Genomic DNA, 11,833 nt, shown 5'->3' on the forward strand with positions numbered 1-11,833 from the left:
CCGGGTGCGGCCCCGCGCGCCGGGGGCGCCCCCCGCCGGGTGGCCGACCGCTCCGTCCGTCAACACCCGTCAGCGCGCGAGCAGTTCGAGCGTGTCGATCACCCGGTTCGAGAAGCCCCACTCGTTGTCGTACCAGGCGACCACCTTGACGTGGCGGCCGTCGACGCGGGTCAGGGCCGAGTCGAAGATCGACGAGGCGGGGTTGCCCGTGATGTCCGACGACACCAGCGCCTCCTCCGAGTACTCGAGGATGCCCGCGAGCGGCCCCTCGGCCGCCGCGCGGTACGCGGCCAGCACGTCGTCGCGCGTCACGTCACGGGAGACGGTCGTGTTGAGCTCGACGATCGAGCCCACCGGCACCGGCACCCGGATCGAGTCGCCCGACAGCCTGCCGTCGAGGTTCGGCAGCACCAGGCCGATCGCCTTGGCGGCGCCGGTCGTGGTCGGCACGATGTTGACACCGGCGGCACGGGCGCGCCGGGGGTCGCGGTGCGGGCCGTCCTGCAGGTTCTGCTCCTGCGTGTAGGCGTGCACCGTGGTCATGAACCCGTGCTCGATACCGGCGAGTTCGTCGAGGACGGCGGCCAGCGGCGCGAGCGCGTTGGTCGTGCACGAGGCGTTGGAGACGATCGTGTGCAGCTCCGCGTCGTACGCGTCGGTGTTCACGCCGTACGCCAGCGTGACGTCGGCGCCGTCCGACGGCGCGCTGACCAGCACCTTCCGGGCGCCCGCGTCGAGGTGGGCACGGGCCGCCTTCGCCGAGGTGAAGCGGCCGGTCGACTCCAGCACGACGTCCACGCCGAGGTCGGCCCACGGCAGCTGCGCCGGCTCGCGCTCCGCGAGGACCTTGATGCGCCGGCCGTCGACGACGAGGACGTCCCCGTCGACGCTCACCGGGCGCCCGAGGCGGCCGGCGGTCGAGTCGAAGGCGAGCAGCCGCGCGAGGGCGGCCGGCTCCGTGAGGTCGTTGACGGCGACGACTTCCAGGCTGCTGTCCCGCTCCAGCAGGGCGCGCAGCACATTGCGTCCGATGCGGCCGAATCCGTTGACGGCGATACGAGTCATAAGTGGTGTCCCTTCGCTACGCCTCCAGATTCGCGTCCGGCCCGCGGCCGTGACAGCGGCGAGAACGCCATGGTTCAAAAGGATCCCGCCAGCATCCCGCAGGCATCACCCCGGCAGCCCTACTCGCCCTTGGTGAAGGTGCGCCGGTAGTCGCTCGGCGTCGTGCCGAGGATCCGCTGGAAGTGCAGCCGCAGGTTCGCCCCGGTGCCGAGGCCGACGTCGGCGGCGATCTGCTCGACGCTCCGCTCCGAGCGTTCGAGGAGTTCCCGGGCCAGGTCGATCCGGGCGCGCATCACCCACTGCATCGGCGTGTACCCGGTGTCCTCCACGAACCGCCGCGAGAACGTCCGCGCCGACACCCCCGCGTGCCGGGCGAGCACGTCGAGGGTGAGCGGTTCGCCGAGCCGGTGCAGCGCCCACTCCCGGGTCGCGGCGAACCGCTCACCGAGCGGCTCGGGCACGCTGCGCGGCACGTACTGCGCCTGGCCCCCGCTGCGGTAGGGGGCCGCCACCAGCCGCCGGGCCGCGTGGTTGGAGGCGGCAACGCCGAGGTCGCCGCGCAGGATGTGCAGGCACAGGTCGATCCCCGAGGCCGCGCCGGCCGACGTCAGCACGCTGCCCTCGTCGACGAACAGCACGTTCTCGTCCACCTTGACCAGCGGATGCTTCTCGGCCAGGGCGCGCGTGTAGTGCCAGTGCGTGGTGGCGCGCCTGCCGTCGAGCAGCCCGGTCGCGGCGAGCGCGAAGGCCCCCGTCGAGATGGCGGCCAGCCGCGCGCCCCGCCGGTGCGCGCCGAGCAGCGCCTCGACGACGGCCGGCGCCGGGTCCTCCCGGTCCGGGAACCGGTACCCGGGGACGAACACGATCTCCGCCCACTCCAGCGCGTCGAGGCCGTCGGCGACGTGGTACGACAGCCCGTCGCCACCGGTGACCAGACCGGGCGCAGCACCGCACACCCGTACCTCGTACGGCATGCTCGCCCGGGTCGTGAACACCTGCGCCGGGATACCGACGTCAAGGGGTTTCGCCCCCTCCAGCACAAGGACGGCGACACGATGCAGACGGACGGGAGACACATCGATCAGGGTACGAGGACCCGGCCCACACCCGATGCGGCCCACCCACCGGACGTGGGCGGGTCGGTCCCCTTCCACCGTCCGGCCCGCTCCGTGAGCGGGAGCCCGTTCGGGTGGATGCCCGTGGTCGGTGACGGTGGCCGGTCGCCGGGGCCCGATGATGGAGCCATGCCTGGAGCGGACGCAGAGGTGCCGGTGCTGATCGTCGGCGGGGGGCCGGTCGGGCTCACCGCGCGGGCGTTGCTGGATCGGTGGGGGGTGCCGTCCCTGCTGGTCGAGAAGCACCGGGAACTCTCCCCGTTTCCGCGGTCCCGCCTGGTGAACGTGCGGTCCATGGAGATCTTCCGCCGGCTCGGGGTCGCCGGCAGGATCACGGCGGACGCGTTCGCACCCGAGTACGGCCGGGTGCGCTTCCGGGACACCCTGTGCGACCCCGACTTCGCCAGCGCCGCGATGGTCGGGGTGCGCGCATCGGTCGCCGAGAGCCCGGTCGTCGGGGTGGTCACCTCGCAGGACCGGCTGGAGCCCACGCTGCTCGCCGCCGCCGGGGGAGAGGTGCGGTTCGGCACCGAACTGGTCGACCTGGAGGAGGACACGGACGGTGTCGTCGCCGTGCTCGTCGACGGCGGGCGCGCCGTGCGGACCCGCGTCCGGGCCCGGTACGTGGTCGCCGCGGACGGCGCGAACTCCACCGTCCGCGAGCGGCTGGGCATCCCCGCCACCGGCCCCGGAGCGCTCGGCGACTACACCACCGTCGTGTTCGACGCCGACCTGGCCCGCTGGTGCGCACACCAGCCCGCCGGGGTCTACTTCACCGCGTTCGGCACCTTCACCCCGCTCTACCCGGACGGCGGCTGGGCCTGGTTCGGCGCCACACCCGACGGCAACGGGCAGACCGACTGGTCCGGCCGCGTCTCGCACGCGCTCGGCCCCGCCGCCGGCGTACGGGCCGACGTGGTGCGGGTCCAGCACTGGTCGATGACCGCGTACGTCGCCGAGAGCTTCCGGCGGGGCCGGGTCCTGCTGGCCGGCGACGCCGCGCACGCGGTCCCGCCGATCGGCGGCCTCGGCATGAACGCCGGTGTCGCGGACGCGCACAACCTGGCCTGGAAACTGGCCGGCGTGCTGCAGGGCTGGGCCGAACCCGCCCTGCTGGACACGTACGAGACAGAGCGCCGGCCGGTGGCCCGCGAGACCCTCCGCCAGGCGGTCGCCAACACCCACCTCCTGCTCCAGGTGCAGAACCTGCGCAAGGAGCAGTTGTGCAGCGGCTCGTCGGCGCCGGTCGAACTTCCCTGGTCGGAGCGGTACTTCGCACAGCTCGGCCTGGTGCTCGGCACGGCGTACGACTCCGCCGCCGTCCTCGGCGACGGCCATGGCCATGACGACGGCGACGGCCATGGCGACGGCCGGCCGGAGGCCCCCGGCACCGAGTACGTGCCCACCGCGCAACCGGGCCACCGCATGCCCCACCACTGGCTCACCCCGGACCGCTCCACGCTCGACGCGCTCGGCGAGTGGTTCACCGTGCTGACCCCGGACCCCGGCCGCTGGCGGCAGCACACCACCGGACCCTGGCCGTTGCGCGTCGAGCCGCTGTCCGGCGAACCCGCCGACCGGTACGGCCTGAGTCCGCACGGCGGTGCGCTGCTCGTCCGCCCCGACGGCCACATCGCCGCCCGCTGGGACGAACCCCCGTCGGCCGGTTCGGCCCTGCGCGCCGCCCTGACCGCCGTCACGTCGTGCGCGGCGGGGCGGTGCTCTCCCTGACCACCAGGCGGGCCGGGACGAGGTCGGTGCCGGGGCGGGAGTCGTCGCCGGTGCGGAGCCGGCGCAGGACGCCCTGCACACAGCGGCGGCCGACCTCGGCGAAGTCCTGGTGGACGGTGGTGAGGGGCGGGATGAAGAAGGCCGCGTCCGGGGTGTCGTCGAAGCCGACCACACTGATCTCCGCGGGAACGGACCGGCCCCGCCCGTGGAAGGCCCGCAGCAGCCCCAGGGCCATCTGGTCGTTGGCCGCGAACACGGCGGTACAGTCCGGCTCTTCGGCGAGCGCGAGCCCCGCCGCGTAACCGGACTCGGCCGACCAGTCGCCGCGCAGGGGCACCGGAACCGGACACCTCGCCTCCGCCAGCACAGCCCGCCACGCCTGGGCACGGCGCTGGGCCGCGTACGAGGACTCGGGACCTGCCACGTGCCACACCGTGCGGTGGCCCAGGTCCAGCAGGTGCCGTACGGCCCTTTGCGCGCCGTCGGCCTGGTCCGTGTCGACCACGCTGTAGCGGTCCCCGGCGTCCGAGTCCACGACCACCACGTGGACGCCGGGCGGCAGTTGCACGGTGGCGGTGTCGAGCAGGTGGATCTCCATGATGACGATCACGGCGTCCACCGCCAGCTCGCCCATCCGCGTGAAGGCACCCAGCACGTTGTCCTGCGTGGCCACGTCGATGGGGATGAGGGTGATCGCGTAGCCCTCGGCCGCGGCATGCGTGGCGATCGCCTCCACGGTGCGGCTGTTGCCCGTGGAGGAGAGGCTGAACAGGATCACGCCGATGGTGTTGAACCTGCCGTAACGCAGGGCGCGGGCCGCGCTGTTGGGCCGGTAGCCGAGCTCACGCATGGCGGACAGCACCTGCTCCCGGGTGGAACTGACCACCCCGGGATGCCCGTTGGAGACCCGCGAGACCGTCTGCGAGGAGACACCGGCGAGTTCGGCGACGTCCGCCATGGAGACACGCTGCTTGCGGCGCCCACCGGGTACCCCGGAACCGCCCCGCCGCGCACCGCCCGCGGCCGGTGCGACCGGCTGCTCCGGCTCGTTCAGGACCATCGCCCCACCCCTCAAATCTCCTTCATGCACGGGAAGTCGGGACCGGGAATCTTGACGGCCGCAGGAGCGGGTGCCACGATTCCGACGCTTTCGAGTTTACGTAAACATCGCCCCGTGACCAGCCCCGACGGAGATCCCGCGGGCACGGTCGCCGAGGAGATGTTCACGTGAACATGCCGCGTCGATGTTTACGTAAACACGCGGTCGGGCCCGCGGGCCCCTGCGTCGAGCCGCCGTCTTCCGAAAGGGCACGTTGATGCGCAAGACCCCCGCCAGAACCCGGATCACCCCCCGCACCCGCGCCGCCCTCGCGGCGGTCGCGATCGCCGCGGTCGGCGCCACGACCCTCACCGGCAGCCCCGCCTCCGCCGCCGTACCGGGGCACGGCACCAGCCAGTTCAAGGGCGTCAACTGGGCCGACCCGCGCGACAACTACGCCGACGACCCCGTCGTCCTCTCCGGCCTGTCGCTCTCCGACAGCTACGCCCAGACCTACGCCAAGGCGACCCGGGTGATCGCGGCCTTCCGCGCCAACCTCGGGGCCAACACCGTCCGGCTGCCCATCAACCCGTACACGGTCAACGGCGCGTACTGGAAGTCGTACCGCGGGGTCATCGACGCGGCCTCGGCGCAGGGCTTCAAGGTGATCGTCTCCTACTGGGAGGGCACCGGCGCCAACAAGGACGGCTTCATCGACGACGAGGCCACCTACTGGCCCATGTGGGACACGGTCGTGAAGGCCTACCGGCACGACCCGCACGTCTACTTCGAACCGATGAACGAGCCGCACGGCTACACCGACGCCGAGTGGGCCGACCTGGCGGCGAAGTGGCTCGCGACCTACCCGTCCGTCCCGCACGACCGCGTCTTCGTCAGCGGCGCCGGCTACAACGACCACGTCACCACCGTCTGCGCCGACCCGCGCCTGAAGGGCACCTACCTCTCCCTCCACCACTACGGCTTCTGGAAGAGCTACGCCACCTACGACCAGTGGGTGGCCGACCTGAAGGAGCGGCTCGGCGACTGCGCGAACCGCACGGTCGCCGACGAGTTCGGCGCCCCGATGACCACAGGCCTCAATTACAACAAGCCTGCTCCTGACGACAACTCCGTCAACTTCGTCCAGGCCGACACGGACACCTTCCGCAAGCTCGGCATGGGCTCGGTGTACTGGCCCGGCCTGCGCACCGACGACACGTACTCGATCCAGAAGCTGATCGGCGACGCGTCCCGCCCCTGGCTGGCCACCACCAACCAGTCCGGCGCCGACCGCCTCGCCTGGGCCTGGGGCCGCGGCAGGCCGGTGACGGGCTGACCGACTCCGGGGCGGCCGCGGTGCCTGCGAGCACCGCGGCAGCGCCCCGAAGAGGCGCGGGGCTGTATCGCACGTGCGGCTACCGCCGCGTGGGCGCGACCAGCCACGACGGCGCCGCGGTCGGACGACGGCGCAGCGCGGCAACTCGGGCGGAACGCTCAGGGCTGGAGGCGGAGTTGATACGTCAGCCCCGGTCCGCGGGAGAGCCGCGTCTCGCCGGTCACGGTGAATCCGGTCCGGGCGAGGACGGCCCGGGATGCCGCGTTGCCGAGGTCGGCGGCGGCCCGCAGGGTGGTCAGTCCGTAGGTGTCGACGGCGCGTCGGCACACCTCCCGCACGCCCCAGGTGGCGAGCCCCCGCCCGGTGACGCGCTCCGCGATCCGGTATCCCAGGTCGGCGCCGCCGTCCGCGACGTCCACCAGATTGACCCGCCCCAGCACCTCGCCGGCGGCGTCGACCAGCACATGGAAGTAGCAGATCCCGTCCGCCTGTTCGGCCAGTCGCGCACGGTGCACCTCCTCGAACCGGGCGAAGTAGTCGTCGCCGCGGTCGGGGATCGACGCCGCGAAAAAGGCGCGGTTCTCCCGCTCGAAGGTGAGCAGGGCAGGGGCGTGGTCCGGACGGAGCAACTGGAGCTCGGGCATGGGGAGGACGGTAGGCACTCCGGCCGTCGGCCCGCCAGCGGATTAGGGCTTGCGCAGGTCCTTCACCCGGCGGAGTTTGCCGAGTGAGCGCTCCAGGGTCTCCGGGTCGACCACGTCGACCTCGACGGTGACTCCGACGCCGTCCTTGACGCCCTGGGCGATCGTCTTCGCGGCGGCCTCACGGTCGGCGGGGCCGGTGTCGGGCCGCGCCTCCACCCGGACCGTCATGTGGTCCATGCGTCCTTGCCGGCTGATCTGGATCTGGAAGTGCGGGGCCACCCCCGGCGTCCGCAGCACGATCTCCTCCACCTGGCTGGGGAAGACATTGACGCCCCGAAGGATGATCATGTCGTCGGACCGGCCGGTGATCTTCTCGATCCGGCGGAACCCGGGACGCGCCGTGCCGGGCAGCAGCCGGGTCAGGTCGCGGGTGCGGTAGCGGATGATGGGCAGCGCCTCCTTCGTGAGCGAGGTGAAGACCAGTTCGCCGCTCTCGCCCTCCGCCAGCACCTCGTCGGTCAGCGGGTCCACGACCTCCGGGTAGAAGTGGTCCTCCCAGACGTGCAGCCCGTCCTTGGTCTCCACGCACTCCTGCGCGACCCCGGGGCCGATGACCTCGGACAGCCCGTAGATGTCGACCGCGTGGATGTCCAGGCGCTCCTCGATCTCGCGGCGCATCTCCTCCGTCCACGGCTCCGCGCCGAAGATGCCGACCTTCAGGGAGGTGGAGCGCGGGTCGACGCCCTGGCGCTCGAACTCGTCGAGCAGGGTCAGCATGTAGGAGGGCGTGACCATGATGATCTCGGGCCGGAGGTCCTGGATGATCTGCACCTGACGCGCGGTCATGCCGCCGGAGGCGGGGATCACCGTGCAGCCGGCGCGCTCGGCGCCGTAGTGGGCGCCCAGGCCGCCGGTGAACAGGCCGTAGCCGTAGGAGACATGGACCTTGTGCCCCGGGCGGCCGCCGGCGGCCCGGATGGAGCGGGCGACGACGTCCGCCCACATGGACAGGTCGTTCTCCGTGTAGCCGACCACGGTGGGCCGGCCGGTGGTACCGCTGGAGGCGTGCACGCGCCGCACCTCGGACATCGGTACGGCGAACATGCCGAAGGGGTAGGTGTCCCGCAGGTCCGCCTTGGTCGTGAAGGGGAAACGGGCGAGGTCCGCGAGGGTGTGGCAGTCGTCCGGACCCACACCGGCCGCGTCGAACTTCTTGCGGTACAGCTCCACGTTGTCGTACGCGTGCCGCAGCGTCGTGCGCAGCCTGGTGAGCTGGAGCGCCCGGACCTCCTCGCGGGACATCCGCTCGGCCTCGTCCAGCAGTGCCTCGGGAAGCGGCTCTCCCCGGCGAGTGCCCCTCGGCTCGGACACGGTCACTTCGCTGCTCATTGCGGCTCCTCATTCTGCGTGCGGAGGGTGCGACTGCGGCCGCGGAACTCCGCGATCACCTCGTCGCCGCGCACGACACTCACGTCGTAGACACCGCTGCGGCCGAACCGGACGCGTTCGCGCGCGGTGGCGACGAGCACGTCGCCCTCGTAGGCGGGCGCGACGAAGTCGATGTCGGCGCCGGCGGCGACGGTGACCGGCCCGTGGCTGTTGCAGGCACAGGCGAACGCCGTGTCGGCGAGCAGGAAGACATGCCCGCCGTGGGCGATCCGGTGTCCGTTGACCTGCGAGGCGGTCACGGTCATCCGCAGCACGGCCGTCCCTTCGCCGTGCTCCAGCAATTCGATCCCGAGCCGCCGGGAAGCCTCGTCCGCGGCGAACATCGTCTCGACGGGGCCAGGTGTCGTCCCGGGTACCTGGGTCGTCATTTCCACCACCTTGTGAACCGACCGAACATTCGGTTAGCGTGCGGCGTGGTCAAGTAATCCAGCAACACACCTGCATGTCAAGAGGTGTAACGCAGGCCGCGGAAGTGCCCGCGCCACCCTGTCCGACACCCCTTCGCCACCGGCCGCCGCGCCGTCCCGCAGCCGCGGCGAACCGTGCACCCCGAAGCCGAGGAGACCGCCCGATGCCCGACGTCTACCTGATCGACGGGGCCCGCACCCCGCAGGGCCGCTACGGCGGCGCCCTGGCCGCCGTACGGCCCGACGACCTCGCCGCCCTCGTCGTCGGCGAGGCCGTCCGGCGCTCCGGCGTCCCCGGCGAAGCCGTGGACGAGGTCGTCCTGGGAGCCGCCAACCAGGCGGGCGAGGACAACCGGGACGTGGCCCGGATGGCGGTGCTGCTCGCCGGGCTGCCGCACACCGTGCCCGGCTACACCGTCAACCGCCTGTGCGCCTCGGGCCTCACGGCCGTCGCCTCGGCCGCCCAGACGATCCGCGCGGGCGAGGCGGACCTCGTGGTCGCCGGGGGAGTGGAGTCCATGACCCGGGCGCCCTGGGTGATGGAGAAGCCCGGGACGCCGTGGGCCAAGCCGGGGCAGGTGTACGACACGGCGCTGGGCTGGCGTTTCACCAACCCGCGCTTCACCGCGGCCGACCGGGAAGTGCCCGGGGACGCCGGACCCGAGGCGGTCAAGGTCACGCTCTCCATGGGCGAGACCGCGGAAGAGGTCGCCGCCCTGGACGGCATCACCCGTGCCGACTCCGACGCCTTCGCCCTGCGCAGCCACCAGCGGGCCGTGGCCGCCCAGGAGGCGGGCCGCTTCGACCGCGAGATCGTGCCCGTACCGGTGCGCGACGGCGAGGTCACCCGGGACGAGGGCCCCCGCCCCTCCACCACCCTGGAGAAGCTGGGCTCCCTGCGCACCGTCTTCCGCGCGGACGGCATCGTCACGGCGGGCTCCTCCTCACCGCTGTCCGACGGCGCGGCCGCCCTGGTGGTCGCGAGCGCCGAGGCCGTGGAGCGGTACGGCCTCACCCCGCGGGCCCGGATCGTCGCCTCGGCCTCGGCGGGCGTGCAGCCCAACCTCATGGGTCTCGGCCCGGTCCCCGCCACCGAGAAGGCCCTCGCCCGCGCCGGCTGGCAGACCGGCGACCTGGACGCCGTGGAGCTCAACGAGGCGTTCGCCGCCCAGGCACTGGCGGTGATCCGCCGCCTCAAACTCGACGAGGGCAAGGTCAACGCCGACGGCGGCGCCATCGCCCTCGGCCATCCGCTCGGCTGCTCCGGCGCCCGCATCCTGCTCACCCTGCTCGGCCGCCTCGAACGCGAGAACGGCCGCCGCGGCCTGGCCACGCTCTGCGTAGGAGTCGGTCAGGGCGTCGCACTCCTTGTGGAGCGGGTGTGACCACTTCTCCGTCGTACGACACCCTCCTTGTCGAGGAGCGCGCCGACCGGGTCGTCGTCACCCTCCACCGGCCCGAGGCCCGCAACGCCATCAGCGGCCGGATGATCGGCGAACTGCACCGGGTCTGCGAGCAACTGGAGCGGGATCCCAAGCTGCTGCTCCTGACCGGCCACGGCGGGGTCTTCGCGGGCGGCGCCGACATCGCCGAACTCCTGGAGCGCGGCAGTGACGAGGCGCTCCAGGGCATCAACAGCCGCCTCTTCGAGCGGGTCCGACGGCTGCCCATGCCCACGCTGGCCGCCGTCGAGGGCTGGGCCCTGGGCGGCGGGGCCGAGCTGGCCTACGCCTGCGACCTGCGGATCGCCGGCCCCGGAGCCGTCTTCGGCAATCCCGAGCCCGGCCTCGGCATCCTCGCGGCGGCCGGCGCCTGCTGGCGGCTGCCCGAACTGGTCGGTGAGTCGGTCGCCAAGCAGATCCTCCTCGCCGGCCGCACCCTCGACGCACCGGCCGCGCTCGCCGCGGGCCTGGTCATCGACGTCGTCCCCGCCGAGGAACTGCTGACGGCGGCCCACGCGCTGCTCGACCGGATGGCACGGTCCTCGGCCACGGCCCTGCGGCTGACGAAGCTCGTCGTCGACTCGCCCGGCGCCCACCCGATCGCCGACGACCTGGCGCAGGCCGTGCTCTTCGAGGGGCAGGACAAGAAGGACCGTATGACGCGCTTCCTGGAGAAGAGCGCTTCCAGGAACGCGGCCCGGAACACGTCGGACAACCCGGAGCAGGAGAGGAGCCGCGCATGACATCGGCACCCAGGACCGTCGCGGTCATCGGCGGCGGCCGCATGGGCGCGGGGATCGCCCAGTCCTTCGCCACCGCCGGCTCGGCCGTCACCGTGGTGGAGAGCGGGGCGGAGGCCGCCGCGGCGGCGCTGGAGCGGATCGGCGGCAGCCTGCGGCGAGCCGCGGAACGGGGTCACCTGACGGAGGACGCGGAGCAGGTCGCCGGCCGGGTGACCGCCGTCCCCACGGTGGTGGCGCTTCCGGCGGAGGCGGAGCTGGTCGTGGAGGCCGTACCCGAGGATGCGGCGCTCAAGGCCCGTCTCCTGAAGGCCGCCGAGGAGGCCGTGGGCGACACCACCGTCCTGGCCACCAACACCAGCTCCCTGTCGGTGACCGACCTCGCCTCGGTCCTCCGGCGCCCGGACCGCTTCCTCGGCATGCACTTCTTCAACCCGGTGCCCGCCTCCGCGCTCGTCGAGATCGTCGTCGCCCCCGAGACCGCCCCGGGCACCGTCGAGGCCGCCCTGGAATGGACCGCGGCGCTGGGCAAACAGGACGTGGTCGTCAGGGACTCGCCCGGCTTCGCCAGCAGCCGGCTCGGGCTGGCCCTGGGGCTGGAGGCGATCCGGATGGTCGAGGAGGGCGTCGCCGTGCCCGAGGCCATCGACGACGCCATGCGGCTCGGCTACAACCACCCCATGGGCCCGCTGCGCCTGACCGACCTGGTCGGGCTCGACGTACGGCTCGCCATCGCCGAGTATCTGCACGCGACCCTCGGTGACCGCTTCGCCCCGCCGCAGCTGCTGCGCGACAAGGTGGCCCGCGGCGAACTCGGACACAAGACGGGACAGGGCTTCTACACATGGTGACCGCGGCGGCCCGC

At 72.7% G+C, this 11,833-nt stretch carries 11 protein-coding genes; 5 read left to right on the plus strand and 6 right to left on the minus strand.

What is annotated here, in order from left to right:
* Positions 1–69: 69 nt before the first annotated feature.
* Entirely contained in the window at positions 70–1,065 is a 996-nt protein-coding gene (gene gap / locus ABT137_RS45970; protein ID WP_351718871.1) for a type I glyceraldehyde-3-phosphate dehydrogenase, read from the minus strand.
* Between the two features lie 119 nt (positions 1,066–1,184).
* Positions 1,185–2,141 carry a GlxA family transcriptional regulator gene (locus tag ABT137_RS45975; RefSeq protein WP_502984682.1) on the minus strand — a complete coding sequence of 319 codons (957 nt, stop codon included), beginning with the start codon at positions 2,139–2,141 and terminating at the stop codon, positions 1,185–1,187.
* A 168-nt stretch (positions 2,142–2,309) separates the two neighbouring features.
* Here ABT137_RS45975 and ABT137_RS45980 point away from each other — a divergent pair, with 168 nt between their 5' ends.
* Complete coding sequence (locus ABT137_RS45980; protein ID WP_351718873.1) at positions 2,310–3,911, plus strand: FAD-dependent monooxygenase; 1,602 nt, start codon at positions 2,310–2,312, stop codon at positions 3,909–3,911.
* On the opposite strand, the gene ABT137_RS45985 is transcribed toward ABT137_RS45980, so the two are convergent.
* Positions 3,877–4,971: a LacI family DNA-binding transcriptional regulator gene (locus tag ABT137_RS45985; protein ID WP_502984683.1), complete on the minus strand. Its 1,095-nt coding sequence runs from the start codon at positions 4,969–4,971 to the stop codon at positions 3,877–3,879. The two genes, ABT137_RS45980 and ABT137_RS45985, sit on opposite strands and share 35 nt — an antisense overlap.
* Before the next feature lie 256 nt (positions 4,972–5,227).
* Between ABT137_RS45985 and ABT137_RS45990 the strand changes: the two genes are divergently transcribed.
* On the plus strand, positions 5,228–6,286 hold the full coding sequence (locus ABT137_RS45990) for a glycoside hydrolase family 5 protein (protein ID WP_351718876.1): 1,059 nt from the start codon (positions 5,228–5,230) through the stop codon (positions 6,284–6,286).
* A 158-nt stretch (positions 6,287–6,444) separates the two neighbouring features.
* Here the strand turns inward: ABT137_RS45990 and ABT137_RS45995 are convergent, their stop codons facing one another.
* Genes ABT137_RS45995 through paaI form a run of 3 tightly spaced genes read right to left on the minus strand, consistent with a single transcriptional unit; the run spans position 6,445 to position 8,747 of the window.
* Positions 6,445–6,930 (minus strand): GNAT family N-acetyltransferase, encoded by a 486-nt coding sequence (locus ABT137_RS45995; RefSeq protein ID WP_351718879.1) that lies wholly within the window; start codon positions 6,928–6,930, stop codon positions 6,445–6,447.
* Between the two features lie 42 nt (positions 6,931–6,972).
* On the minus strand, positions 6,973–8,319 hold the full coding sequence (gene paaK, locus ABT137_RS46000; protein ID WP_351718882.1) for a phenylacetate--CoA ligase PaaK: 1,347 nt from the start codon (positions 8,317–8,319) through the stop codon (positions 6,973–6,975).
* Positions 8,316–8,747 (minus strand): hydroxyphenylacetyl-CoA thioesterase PaaI, encoded by a 432-nt coding sequence (gene paaI / locus ABT137_RS46005; RefSeq protein ID WP_217555826.1) that lies wholly within the window; start codon positions 8,745–8,747, stop codon positions 8,316–8,318. Before paaI ends, paaK begins: the two co-directional genes overlap by 4 nt.
* Positions 8,748–8,950: 203 nt before the next feature.
* On the opposite strand from paaI, the gene ABT137_RS46010 reads away from it, so the two are divergent.
* Genes ABT137_RS46010 through ABT137_RS46020 form a run of 3 tightly spaced genes read left to right on the plus strand, consistent with a single transcriptional unit; the run spans position 8,951 to position 11,819 of the window.
* Positions 8,951–10,171 (plus strand): thiolase family protein, encoded by a 1,221-nt coding sequence (locus tag ABT137_RS46010; protein ID WP_351718885.1) that lies wholly within the window; start codon positions 8,951–8,953, stop codon positions 10,169–10,171.
* Positions 10,168–10,971: an enoyl-CoA hydratase/isomerase family protein gene (locus ABT137_RS46015; protein ID WP_351718887.1), complete on the plus strand. Its 804-nt coding sequence runs from the start codon at positions 10,168–10,170 to the stop codon at positions 10,969–10,971. Before ABT137_RS46010 ends, ABT137_RS46015 begins: the two co-directional genes overlap by 4 nt.
* Complete coding sequence (locus ABT137_RS46020) at positions 10,968–11,819, plus strand: 3-hydroxyacyl-CoA dehydrogenase family protein (RefSeq protein WP_351718890.1); 852 nt, start codon at positions 10,968–10,970, stop codon at positions 11,817–11,819. Before ABT137_RS46015 ends, ABT137_RS46020 begins: the two co-directional genes overlap by 4 nt.
* Positions 11,820–11,833: the final 14 nt, after the last annotated feature.

Origin of the sequence: Streptomyces sp. NPDC001980, from assembly GCF_040296885.1 — a bacterium.
Classification (GTDB): domain Bacteria; phylum Actinomycetota; class Actinomycetes; order Streptomycetales; family Streptomycetaceae; genus Streptomyces.